This is a genomic window from Streptomyces sp. NPDC107550, from assembly GCF_055639095.1.
Window position 1 is genome coordinate 16,623 of the sequence record NZ_JBVKBC010000033.1, and the last position, 18,506, is coordinate 35,128.

16 protein-coding genes are annotated in these 18,506 nt (G+C 75.6%); all 16 read left to right on the forward strand.

Features of this window, described 5'->3' with window-relative positions; genetic code table 11:
* Nucleotides 1-30 precede the first annotated feature (30 nt).
* The 16 genes from ACZ7LY_RS29395 to ACZ7LY_RS29470 all read left to right on the forward strand — a co-directional run bounded on the left by ACZ7LY_RS29395 (nucleotide 31) and on the right by ACZ7LY_RS29470 (nucleotide 18,506).
* Complete coding sequence (locus tag ACZ7LY_RS29395; protein ID WP_471627777.1) at nucleotides 31-1,302, forward strand: beta-ketoacyl-[acyl-carrier-protein] synthase family protein; 1,272 nt, start codon at nucleotides 31-33, stop codon at nucleotides 1,300-1,302.
* Nucleotides 1,299-2,522: a beta-ketoacyl synthase N-terminal-like domain-containing protein gene (locus ACZ7LY_RS29400; RefSeq protein WP_471627778.1), complete on the forward strand. Its 1,224-nt coding sequence runs from the start codon at nucleotides 1,299-1,301 to the stop codon at nucleotides 2,520-2,522. The genes ACZ7LY_RS29395 and ACZ7LY_RS29400 overlap by 4 nt, the downstream gene beginning before the upstream one ends.
* The gene (locus tag ACZ7LY_RS29405) at nucleotides 2,519-3,580 is read left to right on the forward strand and encodes a beta-ketoacyl synthase N-terminal-like domain-containing protein (protein WP_471627779.1); all 1,062 of its coding nucleotides are present in this window, start codon (nucleotides 2,519-2,521) and stop codon (nucleotides 3,578-3,580) included. Before ACZ7LY_RS29400 ends, ACZ7LY_RS29405 begins: the two co-directional genes overlap by 4 nt.
* Nucleotides 3,577-4,515, forward strand: coding sequence for an alpha/beta fold hydrolase (locus ACZ7LY_RS29410; protein WP_471627780.1), 939 nt, complete (start codon nucleotides 3,577-3,579; stop codon nucleotides 4,513-4,515). The genes ACZ7LY_RS29405 and ACZ7LY_RS29410 overlap by 4 nt, the downstream gene beginning before the upstream one ends.
* A gap of 114 nt (nucleotides 4,516-4,629) precedes the next feature.
* Nucleotides 4,630-5,607, forward strand: coding sequence for an acyl-CoA thioesterase (locus ACZ7LY_RS29415; protein ID WP_471627781.1), 978 nt, complete (start codon nucleotides 4,630-4,632; stop codon nucleotides 5,605-5,607).
* Entirely contained in the window at nucleotides 5,604-6,854 is a 1,251-nt protein-coding gene (locus ACZ7LY_RS29420; protein ID WP_471627782.1) for a beta-ketoacyl synthase N-terminal-like domain-containing protein, read from the forward strand. The genes ACZ7LY_RS29415 and ACZ7LY_RS29420 overlap by 4 nt, the downstream gene beginning before the upstream one ends.
* The gene (locus ACZ7LY_RS29425; protein WP_471627783.1) at nucleotides 6,851-7,948 is read left to right on the forward strand and encodes a beta-ketoacyl synthase N-terminal-like domain-containing protein; all 1,098 of its coding nucleotides are present in this window, start codon (nucleotides 6,851-6,853) and stop codon (nucleotides 7,946-7,948) included. The genes ACZ7LY_RS29420 and ACZ7LY_RS29425 overlap by 4 nt, the downstream gene beginning before the upstream one ends.
* Entirely contained in the window at nucleotides 7,932-8,747 is an 816-nt protein-coding gene (locus tag ACZ7LY_RS29430; RefSeq protein ID WP_471627784.1) for an SDR family oxidoreductase, read from the forward strand. The genes ACZ7LY_RS29425 and ACZ7LY_RS29430 overlap by 17 nt, the downstream gene beginning before the upstream one ends.
* Before the next feature lie 94 nt (nucleotides 8,748-8,841).
* Nucleotides 8,842-9,978 carry a beta-ketoacyl synthase N-terminal-like domain-containing protein gene (locus ACZ7LY_RS29435; RefSeq protein ID WP_471627785.1) on the forward strand — a complete coding sequence of 379 codons (1,137 nt, stop codon included), beginning with the start codon at nucleotides 8,842-8,844 and terminating at the stop codon, nucleotides 9,976-9,978.
* Between the two features lie 168 nt (nucleotides 9,979-10,146).
* Nucleotides 10,147-10,419, forward strand: coding sequence for an acyl carrier protein (locus ACZ7LY_RS29440; protein ID WP_471627786.1), 273 nt, complete (start codon nucleotides 10,147-10,149; stop codon nucleotides 10,417-10,419).
* The gene (locus ACZ7LY_RS29445) at nucleotides 10,416-10,853 is read left to right on the forward strand and encodes a 3-hydroxyacyl-ACP dehydratase FabZ family protein (RefSeq protein ID WP_471627787.1); all 438 of its coding nucleotides are present in this window, start codon (nucleotides 10,416-10,418) and stop codon (nucleotides 10,851-10,853) included. The genes ACZ7LY_RS29440 and ACZ7LY_RS29445 overlap by 4 nt, the downstream gene beginning before the upstream one ends.
* Nucleotides 10,850-11,353, forward strand: coding sequence for a 3-hydroxyacyl-ACP dehydratase FabZ family protein (locus tag ACZ7LY_RS29450; protein WP_471627788.1), 504 nt, complete (start codon nucleotides 10,850-10,852; stop codon nucleotides 11,351-11,353). Before ACZ7LY_RS29445 ends, ACZ7LY_RS29450 begins: the two co-directional genes overlap by 4 nt.
* 35 nt (nucleotides 11,354-11,388) lie before the next feature.
* On the forward strand, nucleotides 11,389-12,159 hold the full coding sequence (gene fabG / locus ACZ7LY_RS29455; protein WP_471627789.1) for a 3-oxoacyl-[acyl-carrier-protein] reductase: 771 nt from the start codon (nucleotides 11,389-11,391) through the stop codon (nucleotides 12,157-12,159).
* Nucleotides 12,156-12,908: a DsbA family protein gene (locus ACZ7LY_RS29460; protein WP_471627790.1), complete on the forward strand. Its 753-nt coding sequence runs from the start codon at nucleotides 12,156-12,158 to the stop codon at nucleotides 12,906-12,908. Before fabG ends, ACZ7LY_RS29460 begins: the two co-directional genes overlap by 4 nt.
* A gap of 163 nt (nucleotides 12,909-13,071) precedes the next feature.
* A complete protein-coding gene (locus tag ACZ7LY_RS29465; RefSeq protein ID WP_471627791.1) occupies nucleotides 13,072-16,671 on the forward strand; it encodes an AMP-binding protein in 3,600 nt (1,199 codons plus the stop codon).
* A complete protein-coding gene (locus tag ACZ7LY_RS29470; protein WP_471627792.1) occupies nucleotides 16,668-18,506 on the forward strand; it encodes an acyl-CoA dehydrogenase in 1,839 nt (612 codons plus the stop codon). Before ACZ7LY_RS29465 ends, ACZ7LY_RS29470 begins: the two co-directional genes overlap by 4 nt.

The following is an 18,506-nucleotide window of genomic DNA, read 5'->3' on the forward strand; positions in this document are numbered from 1 at the left end:
CGTAACCGACCGTCAGACGGGTGAGCTTCGATGAATGCTTCGATCAGCACAGACACACGGGCCCCGGGGCGCCGGGTGGTCATCACCGGACTCGGTGTGATCACCAGCATCGGCATCGGCGTCGAGGACTTCACCGCCGGACTCCGTGAGGGACGCAGCGGCGTCAAGCCGATCACCGCGTTCGACACGGCCGGCTTCGCCCACGCCAACGGCTGCGAGGTCACCGACTTCGAGCCCGGACGCTGGATCACCCGGCAGCACCCCGACGAACTGGGCCGCGCCAGCCAGTTCTCGGTGGCCGCCGCGCGGATGGCGGTCGAGGACGCCGGCCTGACCGAGGAGGACGTACGGGCCCGCCGCTCCCTGGTGTCGGTCGGCACCACGGACGGCGAGTCCCGTGACCTGGACCAGCTCGTCGCCGCCGACATGGCGGACGGCGGGCCGGACCCTCAGGCTCCGCACGACTACGACCCGGCGGTCGCCCGGCGCATCCCGGCGGGCCGGCTCTCGGCGGGCATCGTGCGCGAACTGGACCTCAGCGACGTCGAGGCCGTCACGATCCCGACCGCGTGCGCGGCGGGCAACTACGCGGTCGGCTACGGCTACGACGCCCTGCGCAGCGGCGACGTCGACATCGCCCTGTGCGGTGGCGCCGACGCCGCCTGCCGCAAGACGTTCACCGGGTTCTACCGGCTCGGCACGGTCGCCCCCGAGGTGTGCCGGCCCTTCGACAAGGACCGCGAGGGCATCCTCACCGGCGAGGGCGCCGGCATCCTGCTCATGGAGTCGCTGGACTCCGCGCTCGCCCGCGGCGCCCGGATCTACGCCGAGGTCCTCGGGTACGGGCTCGCCTGCGACGCCCTGCACCCCGTCGCGCCGGACCGCGACAGCATCGCCCGCACCATCGAGATCGCCCACAAGAACGCCGGGGTGACACCCGACCAGATCGACTTCGTCTCCGCGCACGGCACCGGCACCAAGGCCAACGACATCACCGAGGCGGGCGCCATCCGCCAGGTGTTCGGCGAGGACCACATGCCGCGCACGGTCTCCATCAAGTCGATGATCGGGCACAGCATGGGCGCGGCCAGCGCTGTCTCGGCGGCGGCCTGCGCGCTGGCGATCACCGAGGGGTTCGTCCCCCCGACGATCAACCACCGCGAGACCGACCCCGAGTGCGCGCTCGACTGCGTACCCAACGAGGCCGTCGCGGCGGAGCTGGACGTGGTGCAGAACAACGCGCTCGCGTTCGGCGGCAACAACGCCGTCCTCATCCTCGGCGCCTACCGGAGCGCGGCATGAGCTGGATCGTGACGGGCATGGGCGCCGTCGCCAGCATCGGCGACAGCGCCGACGAGATCTTCGGCTCGCTTGTCGCGGGGCGCAGCGGACTCGGACCGCTGCGCGGCTACGACCGCGACAAGTTCCGCGCGCAGGTGGCGTACGAGATCGACGACCGGCCCGCCGACGGGGTGGACGAGCCGCTGCGCGCGACCCGCTGGCTGGAGAGCGCCGTCGCGCAGGCGGCGGCGGACGCCGGGCTCGGCGAGGACCTGTCCGGGGTTCCGGTGCTGGTCGGCACGACCCTGCGCGAACTGCGCTCGGTCGAGCTGTCCTGGCGCGACGGCGTCCCCTTCGACGCCGCCGACCTGCACTTCGGGACGATGCTGCGGCGCCGGTTCCGGGCCGCCGACACGCACACCGTCGCCAACGCCTGCTCGGCGTCCCTGTACGCGCTGGCCCTCGGCGCCGACCTGCTCGACCTCGGCCGCGCCGACACCGTCGTCGTCGCCGGCGTCGACACCATCACCGAGAGCACGTACGGGCTGCTCGACCGCTGCTATCCCGAAGCCCCGGACCGCGTACGGCCGTTCGACAAGGCGCGGCGGGGGATGCTCCAGGGCGAGGGGGCCGTCGCGGTGGTGCTGCGGCGCGAGGCGGACGGGCCGGGGCCCGGCGCCCGGGTGCACGCCCGGGTGCGGGGGGTCGCCGTCAACTGCGACGCCCACCACCCCTCGGCGCCCGACGCCAAGAGCATCACCGCCGCCGTCCACGAGGCCCACCGCAGGGCCGGGGTGAAGCCCGCCGACATCGACGTCGTCATGCTGCACGGCACCGGCACCCCGCTGAACGACGAGGCGGAGTCGGCGGCGCTCGGCTCGGTGTTCGCGGGTCTTTCCCCGTCGCCGTACATGACGGCCATCAAGTCCATGACCGGGCACACCGCCGGGGCGTCCGGGCTGCACAGCCTGGTCGCGGCCGTCGACGTGCTGCGCACGGGGACCGTGCCGGCGACGAAGTACCTCGACGACCCGGTGGCGGCCGTCGACGGGTTCCGGCTGGTCCGGGGCGAGTCCGTGCGCCCCGCCGAGCCGCTGTCGCTCGCGCAGATCGACTCCTTCGGCTTCGGCGGGCTCAACGCCGTCGCCGTCGTCGAGCGGGCCGCGGCGGGTACGGCGGCGCCGGTCACCGCAGAGCCACGCACCGCGGAGCCGGGCGCCGGAGAGGAGACGGTCCGATGACCGCGCACACCCGTGAGGTCGTCATCACCGGCCTCGGCACCGCCGTACGCGGCCTTGACGGACCGGCCGGGCTGCTCGGCCCGCTGCCCGCCGCGCACGCGGACGCCCACGACCCGGTCGGCAGGCTCACCGGGCGCGGCCTGCGCTACAAGGACCGCGCCACCAAGCTCGCCATGGTCGCCGCCCGCGACGCGCTCGCGGCGGCCGGCCTCACCGACGGCGCGGGCGACCTGACCGTGCCAGGCGAGAGCGTCGGCGTGAGCGTCAGCACCAACTACGGCAACGCCGACACCGTCTGCCGGACCGTGGCGACCATCGCCGAGGAGACCTACCTCGGCACCAGCCCCATGACGCTGCCCGCCACCTCCAGCAACGTCGTCGCGTCCTGGGTCGCCATCACGCACGGCCTGCGCGGCGCCAACCTGACGCTGTGCAACGGGCCGACGTCCGGCCTCGACGCCGTGGACTGGGCGCGGCTGCTCGTCCTCGCGGGCCGCGTGGAACGCGTCCTCGCCGTCGGCGTCGAACCCGACAACCCGGCCGTACGGCATGTCACCGCGACCCGTGAGGAACGCGCCGGGGACGTGCCCGCCCTGTTCGACGGGGCGGTCGCCCTCGTCGTCGAGTCCGCCGCGTCCGCCGCCGCGCGCGGCGCCCGCGCCCTGGCCGCCCTCGGGCCCTACGCCCGGCGCGCCCGGCACGCCGACGCCGTCGCGGAGGTACGGGACCTGCGCCCCGGGCCGCTGGGGCTGTGGTGCGTGCCCGAGCACCCGGAGGGCATCCGCCCGCCCGCGCCCTCCCTCGGCGCCGCGGCCCAGGGCGTCCCCGTGCACGACCTGACCGAGCATCAGGGCCCGGCGTCCGGCGCCCTCGGTGTCCTGCAGTGCGCCGCTGCCACCGTCTGGCTCGACCGGCACCGGGACACCGGCGCCGCCGACGACGCGGTGCTGGCCAGCGCGGGCACCGGGGACGCGGGCGGCGACGACGCGGGAGCCGCGCTGCTGCTGACCCGGCCTGCCAACGCCCCGGCCGCCGTCCTCGCGGGGGCCGGGCGATGAGCGGCGGGGCGACGAGCGAGAGGACCGGCGAGAAGACCGGCGACCGGACCGGCGAGAGGATCGGCGCTCGGGCCGGCGGTGGGGTGCGGACTCCGCTGAGCCGTGGGCTGTTCGGCGCGGGAGGCCACCGCAGCGCCGTCGTACGCCTGCGGCGGCCGGCCCGCGCGGCCGGCACCCCCGTACGGGTGCTGCTGCTGCACGGGCTCGCCGGGAGCACGTCCGTGTGGCAGGAGTACACGGACCGCGCGCCGGACCGCGTCGAGGTGTGGGAGGCCGTGCTGCCGTGGGGCGCCGAGGGCGACCCGCGCTGGAGCCAGGACGACGACCCCGCCGACCACGTCGCGCACGCCCTGGACGCGGTGCCCGGCGGCGCCGACGCCCTCGTCGCGCACTCCTTCACGGCGAGCCCCGCCCTGGAGGCCGTCGCCCGTCGCCCGGCGGCGGACCGGCCGCGCGCCGCCGTGGTCGTCGCCCCCTTCCACCGCCGCAGCCCCGACGACTTCACCTGGGACGACGCCCTGTACTACCTGAGCGGCTTCCACCGCATCCTGGAGGAAGGACTGCGTATCGGCACGGGCGACCGCGTCTCCCCGCAGGTGCGCTCCGCGATGGCCCTGCGCGTGCGGGAGCGGATCGGCCCGTACGGCTGGCAGCAGTTCTTCGGCGCGTACCTGCGCAGCCCGCGCCTGGACGTGGCGGCGCTGACCCTGCCGGTGCTCGTGGTGAGCGGCGCGGACGACTTCGCGGCGCCGCCCGCCGACGCCGAGGCGCTGGCGCGGGCGCTGCCCGACGGGCGCCTCGCCCGCTACGAGGACTGCGGGCACTTCGCCATGGCGGAGCGCCCGGCGCGGTTCGCCGCCGATGTGGAGCGGCTGCTCGGCGAGGTGTTCGCCGTCCCCGGCCGGCCGCCCGTCCGCGACCCCGTCCACCCCTGACCACGACCTGAACCGTCTCACCCCACCGAAGACCTGCGGGCCTTCGGGCGGTCGCGCGCGCCTGCGGGCCGCCCGGCCCGCTGTCCTGCCCACTTCCCACGCACCGGAGTCGACGTGACGACCACCTCCACCACCGGCATCGCCGCCGCCGTCAGCGCCCTGCGGGAGCCCAGCTCCCTGGAGATCAGGCCCCGCTACGAGGGTTCCAACATCTGCACCTGGATCGGGTTCAAGCACGTCAACTACCTCGTCGAGGAAGCCGTGCTGAACCATCTGCGCCAGGCCGGCATCGCGCCCGGCACGGTGTACGAGGAGTACGGGCTGTGCACCGACCTCGTCGACATCGACACCCGCATCCTGCACGCCTTCCACATCGACGACACCGCGACCGCCGAGGTGAAGCCGCACCGCAAGGCGGGCGACGACGACCTGCTGTTCTCCGTCACCCTCTACGTGCAGCGCGACACGCTGCTCAAGGCGGTCACCTCGACCGTGCGCGTGCAACTCCGCCTCGACCCGCGCGGCGGCGGCGAGAAGCCGGTGCCGGCCGCGCTCGCCCCGTTCGCCGTGGACCGGCTCGGCGCCGAGCCGGCCTGGACCCCGGAGCCCGTCGAGGCCGACGTGCACGCCGAGGACCTGCTCAAGGAGCTGACGGCGGGCAAGAACGCGTACGCCTGGAAGTTCCGCATCCCGTACTGGTACTGCCACTTCACCGAGCGCCAGCAGATGTCCGGCTACCTGCGTCTGATGGAGGAGGCCAAGGACCGGCTCGTCGCCGACCGGGGCGTCTCCATCAAGACGCTGCTCGACGAGCAGAACTGGATCCCGGTCGTGCCGCACTCGCGGATCACGGTCCTCGACGAGGCGCGCATGGAGGAGGACCTGTACATCGTCCTCACCGTCGAGAGCGTCTTCAAGGGCTTCACCTACGACTCCCGCATGGACACCTACGTCCTGCGCGACGGCGAGCTGGTGCAGACCGCGACGGGCCGCATCACCCACGGGTACGCGGTCATCGAGAACCGCCGCGACTGGTCCCTGGTCTCCTTCGACGACCGCATGAACGCGGCCCTGGAGGGTCGCTCGGCATGAACCGCGAGGCCGGGGTCGTGGTCACCGGGGTCGGCGCCGTGAGCTGTCACGGCGCAGGCGCGGACGGGCTGTGGCGGGCGATGACGGCGGCCGGGGTCCGGCTGCCCGACCGCCCGTCCGACCCGCACGCCCGCATGAAGCTGCCGCTCATCAGCCTGGTCCCCGACTCCGGAGCCGAAGGGCGGGCGGCGCGGTTCGCTTCGCTGGCCGCCGCCGAGGCGCTGGCCGACGCGGGGCTCCAGGCGCCGCTGCCCGCCGGCACCCGTACGGCCGTCGTGCTCGGGAGCTGCATGGGCGAGCCCGGCGCCAACGAGCGCGGGCGCGGCGACGGCGGCTGGCGGCCGCCCTTCCGGCTGGCGACCCGGCTCGCCGCCGAACTCGGCCTGGTCGGCGCCGCGTCGGACATCGCCAACGCCTGCGCCGCCGGGGCGTACGCCATCGGGGCCGCCGCCGACCTGGTGCGCTCCGGGCAGGCGGACGTGGTCATCGCGGGCGGCGCCGACGCCTACTCGCGGGTCGCGCTCGGCTGCTTCGACCGGCTCGGCGCCATCGACCCCGAACGCTGCCGGCCCTTCGAGGCCGACCGCGCCGGGACCGTGTTCGCGGAGGGCGCCGGTGTCCTCGTCGTCGAGTCGGCGGCGCACGCGAGGGCCCGGGGCGCGCTCGGCGCCGGCAGCCGGGCGCTCACGCTCCGGGGCACCGGGTGGAGCTGCGACGCCGACCATCCGACGGCACCGCGCGAGGACGGCGAGCCGATCGTACGGGCCATGCGCGAGGCCCTCGGCGGGGCGCCCGGCGACCTCGGCTGCGTCATCCCGCACGGCACCGGCACCCAGCTCAACGACGCCCTGGAGAGCAGGGCGCTGCACCGGGTGCTCGGCGCGGACGCGGCCCGCGTGCCGCTGTACAGCCTCAAGGCGCTCGTCGGACACGCGGGCGGGGCGTCGGCCGCGCTCGGGGCGGTCGCGGCCGCGCTCATCCTGCGCCACGGCACGGTCCCGCCGAACGTGCCCCTCGTCTCCCAGGACCCGGCCTGCGACGTGCTGCTGCCGCAGGGCGCGGCGACGCCCCTGACCGGGCGCCGGGTGCTGGTCAACGCGTACGGCTTCGGCGGGAACAACGCCTCGCTCGTCCTCGGGGCGCTCACCGCGGACACCGCGGACACCGCGGACAGCACGGACACCGCGGTCGGAACGGGCGGCACGGGCACGGCTTTCGGCGCCGGCACAGGAGGGGAGTACCGATGAACGTCCCGACGGACCACGCGGCGCTGCTCGCCGTCACCGGCATCGGCGTCGTCACGCCCTGGGGCGACGAGCCCGCGCGGGCGGCGGCGGGCGGCGGCCGTCCCGGCGACGGGGACACGCCCTGGTTCGACCACCGGGTGCGGCTCGGCCCGCGCGGCTACAAGTACCTGCCGCCCGCCGCCCAGTACGCCCTGGCGGCCTCCCGCGCCGCCGTCGCCGCCGAGGGCTGGCCGGGGCCCGTGCCCGCGTCCCGGCGCGGCCTGCTGCTGGCGACCAACGCGGGGCTCGCCGGGCTGTTCGACGCGATGGACGCCACCGTCGTCGAAGAGGGCGCCGAGCGGCTCTCCCCGGCCAGCGCGCCCTACTTCGCCGTCAACGTGCTCGGCAACCGCGTCAGCGCCGAACTCGGCCTGGAGGGCTTCGCGTTGACGGTCGCCACCGAACGCACCGCCGCGCTCGACGCCCTCGGCACCGGCGCCCTCGCGCTGGCCGCCGGGCGCTGCGACGCGCTGCTGCTGACCGCCGCCGAGGAACCGCTGCCCGCGGCGCGGGGCGGCGGCGGGGAGCAGGGGGCCTGCGCGTTCGCCCTGGAACCGCTCGCCGCGGCGCGGGCGCGGGGCGCGCGGGTACGGGCCGTGGCCGCCGCCCGCTCGCTGTTCGTACCGCCCGCCGCGCTCACCGGCGCCGGCGGACGGGCCGCCGCCCGCCGCGCCCTCACGGACGCGCTGGCCGCGCTGGTGCCGTCCGGCGCGGAAGCGGTCGTCCCGCATCTCGATCAGGACGGCTCGGCCGTCGCGGACATCGTGCGGGCGGCGCTCGCCGAGTACACCGGGTCCGCCGGGCCCGCCGCGTACGCGGGGCAGGGCGAGGGCTCCAGCGTCCCCGGGCCGTCCGGGGCCGGGTGCCTGGGGCCGGCGCTCGCCCTCGCGCACGCCATCACCTCGGCCGGCACGGGCCCCCGGCTCGTCGTCAGCGCCACGGCGTCCGGCCAGATCGCCCTCGCCGCGGTCGGCCCCGCCCCCGGCGTCCCCGACCCCGATCCCGCCCACGTCCACCGTCACGCCATGGAGGCGCAGCATGCTGAAACCGCTTGAGGGAAGCTGGTGCCTGGTCCTGGGCGCGTCCAGCGGCATCGGCCGGGCCGTCGCGCTCGGCCTCGCCGAAGAGGGCGTCCACATCGCCGGGGTCCACTTCGACACCGCCTCCCGCGACGAGGAGATCGCCCGGACCGTCGACGAGATCCGCGCCAAGGGCGTCCAGGCCCGTTTCTTCAACGCCAACGCGGCGGCCAAGGCGACCCGCGCCCGCCTCCTGCCGGAGCTGGCCGAACTGACCGCGCACGGCGGCGGCATCCGCGTCCTCGTCCACTCACTGGCCTTCGGCACCCTCGTACCGTTCCTGCCGCGCGAGGGCTGGGACAAGCAACTCGCCCCGCGCCAGCTGGAGATGACGCTCGACGTCATGGCCAACAGCCTCATCTACTGGACGCAGGACCTGGCCGCCGCGGGACTGCTGCGCCCCGGCTCCAAGGTCTACGCCCTCACCAGCGCGGGCACCTCCCAGCACCTGCCGAGCTACGGGGCGGTCAGCGCGGCCAAGTCCGCCCTGGAGTCCCATGTGCGGCAACTGGCCTGCGAGTTGGCGACCAGCGGCGTCGCCGTGAACGCCCTGCGCGCCGGGACCACGCTCACGCCCGCACTCCAGCGCATCCCCGAGCACGCCGGGTACGTCGAGCGCGCCGCCGAGAACAACCCGCACGGCCGCCTGACCCGCCCCGAGGACGTCGCCGACGCCGTCGCGCTGCTCTCGCGCTCGGAGTCCTCGTGGCTGACCGGCAACACCATCGGCGTGGACGGCGCGGAACTGCACGCCGCCGCCGGCGCCTGGGGCTGACCCGCACCTCCCGCACGGCCGCGCGCCGCCCTTCACGTACCGCCCGCACGCCCGTAACTCCCGTACCCCTTACGACTTTCAGGAGCTGACAGCGATGAGTGCCAGTCTTGCCACCGGGGCGGACCCGGACACCCTGGTCGTCTCCGGCTGGTCCGCGGCCACGCCCTACGGCCTCGGCGCCGAGGCGTTCGCCGAGGGCGTGCGGCAGACGCGCGTCGCGGTGCGCACAGCCGACCCGGACACCGAGGACGGGCCCGGCGACGGCGACTTCGGTCCGTACGAACGAGCCGGGCGCATCGCCGGGTTCGACATCCGCGCGGTCCTCGGCCGCAAGGGCACCCGTGCCATGGACCGGGTCACCGCGCTCGCCGTGCACACCGCCGGGATGCTGCTCGACGAGGCCGGGCCCGGGCTCGCGCAGGACGTGCCCGAGGCCGTCGGCATGGTCCTCGGCACCGGTCACGGCAGCGTGCAGAGCATCATGGACTTCACCCGTGACTCGCTCGGCGGGGAGAAGCCCTTCCACGTCGACCCGGCGCTGTTCCCGAACACCGTGATGAACCGCGCCGCCGGGCAGAGCGCCATCTGGCACACCCTGCGCGGCCCCAACACCACGGTCTCCGGCGGCGCCCTGACCGGCCTGCTCGCCCTCAACTACGCGGCCCGGCTGCTGCGCAGGCGGCACTGCGAGGCGGTGCTGTGCGGTGCCGTCGAGGAGTTCTCCACCGAGCGCGCCTGGCTGGAGTACCGGGCCCGTACCGGTGGCCCCCACCACCAGCCCGTCGGGCCGCTCGGGGAGGGCTGCGCGCTGTTCCTGCTCGAGTCCGCGGAGCGGGCCCGCGCCCACGGCCGCACCCCGCTCGCCTCCCTCGCCGGCTGCCGCTTCATCGCCTTCGGCGACCCCGAGCGCGCCGACGAGGCCGTCACCCGCTCGGTCACCGAGGCGCTGAAGGAGGCCGACGTGCGCGCCGAGGACATCGCCCTGCTCGTGCCGTCCGACGCCGGGGGCCCGCTCGGCGCCCGCGAGGACGCCGCGCTCGCCGCCGTCTTCGGGGAGCACCATCCGCCCCGGCTGCGGCTGCGCCGGCTCGTCGGCGACCTCGGCGCCGCCTCCGCCTCGCTGCAACTGGCCGGGGCGCTCGCCGCCGCGCCGGACGGGCCCGTGCTCGTCACCTCCGTGGACCCCGACGGCCAGACCGGCGCCGTGGTCCTGCGCCCGGGGCAGCGGTGAGCGGCCTCCTGACCCTCACCCCGCCCCACCTACGAAAGCCCGCCCCGACCCGACCAACTCCCTGAAGGGGCGCGAGGAACCGCGCACGCCCACGACAACCCGGGGCCCGCCCCGCCTGGGACCCGCCCGGCTCCACCGAGACCGCCCACCACCCGGAAGGACCCACCCATGCCCGACATCACCACCGCCGCCGCCCCGGCCCTCGACAAGGAGCGCCTGCGCGATCTGGTCGCCGAGGTCCTGGACCTGGACGTCGCCGACGTCACCGACACCGCCCACTTCACCGAGGACCTCGACGTGGACTCGCTGATGGCGCTGGAGATCACCGTCAGCCTGGAGCGCGAGTACGGCGTCAAGCTCCAGGAGACCGAGCTGGCCGCCATCACCTCGTTGCAGGGCACGTACGACCTGCTCGACGCGAAGCTGCGGGAGCAGCGGTGAGCGCCGCGACGCCGATGGGCGACCTGGAGCTGATCCGCAGCGGCGAGCGGGGCGCGGTCACCGCGTTCGACGTGCCGGTCGACGACCCGGTCATCGAGGGCCACTACCCCGGCTTCCCGGTGCTGCCCGGCGTCTTCCTCATCGAGGCCGCCGACCGCACGGTCCGCCAGTGGGCGCACGGCAACGTGCCCGCCCGTGACGGCGCCGAGGGCGGCGAGGTCGATCTCGTCGCCATGGACCGCTGCCGCTTCCACCGGCCGGTGTTCCCCGGCGACCGGGTCCTCGCGGACGTGGCCGTCGCCGACAACGCGGCCGGTCTGCTGTTCAAGGCGGCCGTCTCCACCAACCGCGGCAAGGTGGCCGACATCCGGCTGCGTTACCGCGTACGCGAGGGCGCCGCACCGGCCGCCCGGGAAGCCGAGGGTGCCGCGTGAGCGGGTACGGCGTCGACCGGATCAAGAACACCATCCCGCACCGGGGCCAGATCCTGCTGGTCGACCGGGTCACCGAGGTCGAGCCCGGCGTGTCGCTGACCGCCGTCAAGGCCGTCTCCGGCAACGAGCCCTGCTACGCGCCGCTCGGCGCCGACGCGGCCGCCGAGGACTACGCCTACCCGGTCTCGCTGGCGATCGAGTCGTGGGCGCAGTCCGCGGTGCTGCTGTCGGTGTGGGAGGCGCCCAACCCGGACGTGCTCGCCGGGAAGGTCGAACTCGCCGGTTCCATCAACGAGGTCACCGTCGAAGGCCGCGCCTACCCGGGCGACGTCCTGGAGCACCGGGTGCGGCTCGTGAAGGCGGCCGGTGAGACGGCCGTCCTCGCGGGCGAGACCTGGGCGGGCGGCCGGCAGGTCCTCGGCTTCGGGGCGTTCGTGGTGACGCTGCGCGATGTCGCGGACCTCGCGCCCGCCCCCGAGCGGGCCCTCGCCCCCGCGTGAAACCCCCCGCCCCACTCATCGAGGAGACGACAGGCATGGCAGAGCCGACAGGCATGGCGGAGCCGGCACAGAGCGCCAAGGTCGCGCTGGTCACCGGCGGATCGCGGGGGATCGGAAGGGCGGTGGTGGAGCGGCTGGCCCGGGACGGGCACGACGTGGCGTTCTGCTACCGCTCCGACGAGCAGTCCGCGAACCTCGTGGAGAAGGAGGTGCGCGCGCTGGGCCGCCGGGTGTACGCGCGCCGCGTGGACGTCTCCGACGCCGCCCAGGTACGGGAGTTCGTCGCGGGCGCCGAGGACACCCTCGGGCCCGCGACGGCCGCCGTCACCTCCGCCGGCATCACCCGGGACAGCCCGCTCGTGCTGATGCCGGACGAGGACTGGGACGCCGTCGTGCGCACCAACCTCGACGGCACCTACCACCTGTGCCGGTCCGTCGCGTTCCCCATGATCAAGCGCGGTGGCGGGTCCGTGGTCACGCTGTCGTCGGTGGCGGGCGTCGCCGGCAACGCGGGCCAGACCAACTACTCGGCGTCCAAGGCCGGGATCATCGGCTTCACCCGGTCCTTCGCCAAGGAGGCGGGCCGGCACGGCATCCGCGCCAACGCGGTCGCGCCCGGGTTCATCGACACCGACATGACCTCGGTGCTGCCGCCGAAGACGGCCAAGGAGATGCGGGGCCGCATCCCGCTCAAGCGGTTCGGCACGCCCGAGGACGTCGCCTCGCTCGTCGCGTTCCTGGTGTCGCCGCAGTCCTCGTACATCACGGGGCAGGTGTTCCAGGTGGACGGCGGTATCTCCCTGTGAGCGCCGCCGCCCGCGGGGGCCGCCGTACGCGGCGGCCCCCGCGGTTCTACTTCTCGCTGCGCAGCCCCTACTCGTGGCTCGCGCACCACGACCTCACCCGGCACCACCCGGAGGTCGCCGCGGCCCTGGAGTGGGTGCCGTTCTTCGAGCCGGACGCGCGCAGCCTCGCGCTGCTCACGGACGCCGGGGGCGCGTTCCCTTACACGCCGATGTCGGCGGCCAAGCACCGCTACATCCTCCAGGACGTGCGGCGGCTGGCCGCCGAGCGCGGGCTCGTCTTCAGCTGGCCCGTGGACCGCGACCCGGTGTGGGAGGTGCCGCACCTCGGCTATCTGGCGGCGGCCCGGCACGGGCGCGGGTCCGAGTACATCGCGCTCGCCGCCCGCGCCCGCTGGGAGCGCGGCGAGGACATCTGCGACCCGGCGGTGATCGCCGCGTTCGCGCCGGAACTCGAGCTCGACGGCGCCGAGTTGGCGGGCGCCGCCGAGGACCCGGAGCTGCGGGCCGAGGGGCTGCGGGTGCTCCTGGACATCGAGCGGGACGGGGTGTTCGGGGTGCCGTTCTTCGTGGACCACTACGACAAGTACTGGGGCGTGGACCGGCTGCCCGCCTTCGTCGCCGCCGTCACCGGCCGCATGGAGGCCGCCGGCGCGGGGGACGCGGCGCCCGCCGCCCCGGCACCGGTGCCGGTGTCCGCGCCCGTCCCGGACCGGACCGTGGACGACGGGCACGCGGGCGGCTGCGGCTGACCCGGCCCGGCCGGCTGACCCGGCTCAGGCCGGCGGGCCCTGCCGGGCGCGGACACGTGGCCGACACGTATAGGTGCCGCATAGGGCCCGCCGGTTGCCTGATGCACCAGACCACTGCTGTGCGAGCGCGGCCCGAACGAGCCGCAGAGGGTGAGGAGTTGGGGTGACCGACTTCGAGAGCTTCGTGGGCGCGCTGCGCCGCAGGGCCGGGCAGCGCCCCGGCCGCGCCGCCGTCCGCTTCTGCTCCGGCGCCGACGAGGAAGAGGTGACGTACGGCGGACTGGACCGCGCGGCACGGGCCGCCGCCCACCGGCTGAGCGGCCTGACCGCCCCGGGCGACCGGGTCCTGGTGTCCTGCGGGCCCGGCACCGGCTTCCTGCGCGCGTTCCTCGCCTGCCTGTACGCCGGGGCCGTGCCGGTGCCGGTGCCGCTGCCCGGCGGGTTCGGGCGGCAGGAGACGCGGACCACCGCCATCGCCGCCGACACCGGCGCCCGCCTCGTCCTCACCGACCGCGCCGGGCTGCCCGCCGTGACCCGGTGGCTCACGGAGGCGTACGAGGACGAGGGCCGGCCCGGCGCCCTCGACATCGCGGACGTGGAGGCGGACGGCGACGCGGACGCCTGGCGCGCGCCGGACGTGGACGCGGGCACGCTCTGCTTCCTCCAGTACACCTCGGGCTCCACCAGCGACCCGAAGGGCGTGATGGTCCCGCACGGGGCGCTCGTCCACAACCTCGGCCTGATGCGCGACAGCCACGGCTGGGACTCCGGCATGACGTGGTGCAGCTGGCTGCCGCCGTACCACGACATGGGGCTCATCGCGATGATGCTCGCCCCGCTGTACCTCGGCGGCACCGCCGTCCTGATGTCGGCCACGGAGTTCCTGAAGCGGCCCGTGTCCTGGCTGCGGCTCATCGACCGCAGCGGCGCCGAGATCAGTTGCGCGCCGGACTTCGCGTACGACCTGTGCGCGCGCAGGCTCGCCGAGGAGCAGACCGAGGGCCTGGACCTGTCGCGCTGGCGCTACGCCTGCAACGGCGCCGAGCCCATCGACGCCGCCACCCTCGACCGCTTCGCCCGCCGCTACGCCGGTGCCGGCTTCGACGCCCGCGCGCTGCTGCCCGGCTACGGCCTGGCCGAGTCCACCCTGTACGTATCCGGCGCCCTCGCCGGCGCCCCGCCGACCGTCCTCACCGCCGACGCCGCGGCCCTCGCCCGGGGCGAGGTGACCCCCGGCGCGCCCGGCCCCGCGAACACGACGGACGGCGCCGGTGACGTGAAGCGGCTGGTGTCCAGCGGTGTCGTACGCGGCCTCGACGTACGCGTCGTGGACCCGGACAGCGCCGCCGAGCTGCCCGACGGCCGCATCGGCGAGATCTGGATCAGCGGCGCGAGCGTCGCCCGCGGCTACTGGAACCGGCCCGAGGAGAGCGAGCGGACGTTCGCCGCGCGCACCGCCGACGGCGCGGGCCCCTTCCTGCGCACCGGCGACCTCGGCACCCTGCGCGAGGGCCAGTTGTACGTCACCGGCCGCATCAAGGAGATGCTGATCGTGCACGGCCGGAACCTGTACCCGCACGACATCGAGCGCGAACTGCGCGCCCTGGACCCGGCGTTCGCCGACCACCCCGCGGCCGTCTTCACCGCCCGGCCCGCGTCCGGCGGCGCGGAGGAGATCGTCGCCGTGCAGGAGGTACGCGGCCGGGGGCGCACCGAGCGGGAGCTGACCGCCCTCGCCCGCACCGCCCGCTCCCGGCTCGCCCAGGTCCTCGGCGCGAAGGTCGGCGCCGTCGCCCTGGTACGGCCGGGACGGGTGCTGCGCACCACCAGCGGCAAGATCCGGCGCGCCCAGATGCGGCAGCTCTTCGAGAGCGGCGAACTCGACATCCTGCACCTGGAGGCCGCGCCCTCGCTGCGCGCCGCCGCTCCTGCCTCCGCCGCTGCACCTGCCCCGATCTCTGCGCCGGCCCCCCTCTCCGCCCCGGCCTCTGCCCCGGACCTCGCCTCCGTCTTCGACCCGCATGGGCTCAGCCGTGACCTGGAGGAACGTCTCGGCGACCCGCACGACGAGCGGCGCGCCTTCTCCTACGCACGGGTCGCCGCCTGGGACCGCGCCGAGGAGTTCCCCGACGCCGTGTGCCGGGAGCTGGACGCGCTCGGCGTGCCCCGCCACTTCGTCCCGGCCGAGCACGGCGGCGACCTGCGCACCAGCGAGCAACTGCTCCAGCTCATCCGCACGCTCTCGCGCCGCGACTTCACCTCCGCGCTCGCGCACGCCAAGACCTACCTGGGCTGCGTCTCGGTGTGGGTGGCCGGCAGGCCCGGGCAGGCGGCGGCGCTCGCGGCCCGCGTCAACGACGGCGCGGTCGTCTCCCTCGCCCTCACCGAACCCGCCCACGGCAGCGACCTGCTCGCGGGCGAGCTGACCGCCGAGCGCACCGAGTGTGGCTGGCGCCTGGACGGCCGCAAGTGGCTCATCAACAACGCCACCCGCGCCGACCTCGTCTGCGTCCTCGCCCGCACCCGGCCCGAGGGCGGATCCCGCGGCTTCAGCCTCTTCCTCGTCGACAAATCGGCGCTGGCCGAAGGCAGTTGGCGTCCGCTGCCGCATGTGCCGACGCACGGAGTGCGCGGCGCCGACATCAGCGGCCTCGTCCTGGACGGCGCCGAGGTCCCCGCCGACGCGCTGGTCGGCGCCGAGGGCGAGGGCCTGGAGATCATCCTCAAGGGCTTCCAGATCACCCGCACGCTGTGCTCCGCCATGTCCCTCGGCATGACGGACCAGGCCCTGCGGATCGCGTACGGCTTCGCCGCCGGGCACACCCTCTACCGCCGCCCGCTCGCCGAACTCCCGCACGCCGCCCGCACCCTGGCCGAGTCCTACGCCGACCTGCTGGCCATGGAGGCGGCGAGCTGGGTCGCCACCCGCTCCGCGCACACCCTCACCGGCGAGCAGAGCGCGGTGTCGGCCGTCGCCAAGTACCTCGTGCCCACGCTCGGCGACGAGGTCATCGGGGCGCTGCGCGGACTGCTCGGCGCCCGCGCCATGCTCACCGAGGACTTCGCCGCGGGCGCCTTCCAGAAGCTGGAGCGCGACCACCGCATCGTCGGCATCTTCGACGGCAGCACCGCCGTCAACCTCAACGCCCTCATCAACCAGTTCCCGGTGCTGAGCCGGGGCTGGCGGGGCCGTCTCGCCGACCGGGACGGGGTCGCCGCGGCCGCCCGCCTCGACGCGCCCGCGCCGCCCCTCGACCCGGCCCGGCTCACGCTGTACGCGCGGGCCGGTTCCAGCGTCGTACAGGCGCTGCCGGAGGCCGTGGAGCGGCTCGCCGCGCTCGCGCCCGCGCCGGTCACCGAGCGGGCCCGCGCCCTGCTCGCCCTCGCCGAGGACCTGCACACCGAGATTTCGGCGGCCCGGCACACGGCCCGCGCCGTCCCGGAGTCCGCGTTCCGCGCGGCCCAGCGGTACGCGCTGGTGTACGCGGGTGCCGCCGCCGTCCACCTGTGGCTGGAGAACACCGGTACGCCCCGCGCGGCCGGCCCGCTGTGGACGGACGCCGCCTGGCTCGACGCCGTGCTCGCCCGCTTCGGGCGCCGGCTGACCGGGGCGCCCGACCTGGACGACGCGGACGGCGCGGCCCTCGTCGCGCTGCTGCCCGCGCTGCGCGAACAGGCCGACGCGAACCTGCTGTTCTCCCTCTTCCCCTGCCCGTTGGCCGCCCCGGCGCGCCCCGACCGTACGACGGAGGAAGCGGCATGACGGAGCTGCTCGTCCCCCCGGCCGGCCCGGACCGCGCCGACCCCGCCCCGGACCACGGCACCGACCCTGCCCAAGACACCGCCCTGGACCGCGCCGCCCGCCTGGAGGCGCTGCTCGGTGACCCCGGCGACGCCGCCAACCCGCTCGGTCTCGCCGCCGTGCTCGCCGCCGACGAACGCGGCGAGCTGCTGCCGGCGGGGGAGGAGGCGCTGGCTGCGTACGGGCTGGGCGCCGAGTTCGTGCCGGCCGCGCTCGGCGGGCGTTTCGAGCGCGCCGACCGGCTGGCCCTGCTGCTGCGCGGTGTGTTCCGGCGCGACTGCTCGCTCGCCATCGGGCACGGCGTGACCAGCTTCATCGCGTCGCTGCCGGTGTGGGCCGACGGCAGCGCCGCCCAGCAGCGGGCCGCCGCCGACCTGCTCATCGGCGGCGGCCGGATCGCCGCCGCGTACACCGAACTCGACCACGGCAGCGACTTCGCGCGCGTCGCGCTCACCGCCCGGCCCGCCCCCGGGGGCTACACGCTCGACGGCGGCAAGCAGCTCGTCAACAACATCGGCCGCGCCGAGGCCGCCGTCGTCTTCGCCCGCACCGACGACCGCCCCGGCAGCCGCGGCCACTCCCACTTCCTCGTGGACCTGACGGCGCTGCCGCAGGACCGCCTCGCGCGCGGCGCCCGCTACCCGACGTCCGGCGTACGCGGCTGCCTGCTGGCCGGTGCCGACTTCACGGACTGCCCGGTCCCTTCCGGCGCGCTGCTCGGCGAGGAGGGCGCGGCGATGGAGACCGTCCTGAAGGTCTTCCAGGTCACCCGCTGCGTGCTGCCCGGCATGGTCGTCGGCGTCGGCGACAGCCAGTTGCGCACGGTCCTCGGCTTCGCCCGCGAGCGGCGCCTGTACGGGGGAGCGGTCAGCGAACTCCCGTTGGCGCGTGCCACGTTGACCGGGGCCTTCGTCGATCTGCTCGTCTGTGACGCGCTGTCCGTCGTCGCCGCCCGCACCCTGCACCTGGCGCCGGAGGAGGCGAGCGTGCGCTCGGCGGCGGTGAAGTACCTCGTCCCGAAGCTCCTCCAGGACAGCTCCTACCGGCTCGGCACGCTGCTCGGCGCCCGCAGCTACGTACGCGAAGGTCCCTACGCCGCGTTCCAGAAGGCCGCCCGCGACCTGCCCGTCGTCTCCCTCGCGCACGCGAGCGGCGCGGTGTGCCTGTCGAACATCGTGCCGCAGCTCCCGCGCCTCGCCGAGCGCTCCTGGCAGCCCGCCCTGGAAGGCCGCGCGCCCGGGACGGCGGACGCCCTGTTCGCCCCGCACGGCCCGCTGCCCGCGCTCGACCTGGACCGCCTGGAGCTGACCACGCGCGGCGCCGACGGCCTGGCCGCCCTGCTGCCCGCGTACGCCGACGACCTGGCGAAGCAGGCCGTGGACGACCTGGCGCTCACCGAACTCGCGGGGCTCGTGGGCGAGTTGCGTGACCGGCTCGCGGACCTCGCGGCCCGGGCCGTCGCCCTCGCGCCCCGCGACCGTACCCCGGTCGCGGGCCGCCGCGGCTTCCTGCTCGCCGAGCGGTACGTGTACCTGCTCGCCGCGGCCGCCTGCCTCGGTGTGTGGCGCGAGGCCCGCCGGGACCCGGCGGGCGACCCCTTCCTCGCCGGGCCGCTGTGGGTCACCGCGGCCCTGCACCGGCTCGCCGAGCGGCTCGGACCGCACCGCGCGCCGCTGCCCGAGACGGTCGTCGGCCCCCTCATGGAGGAGCTGACCGGCCGCCACGACACCGCCACCACCTTCGATCTTTTCCGCCTCAGGCTGGCCGCGAACGGCCGCCCTGCTCAAGGGAGTTGA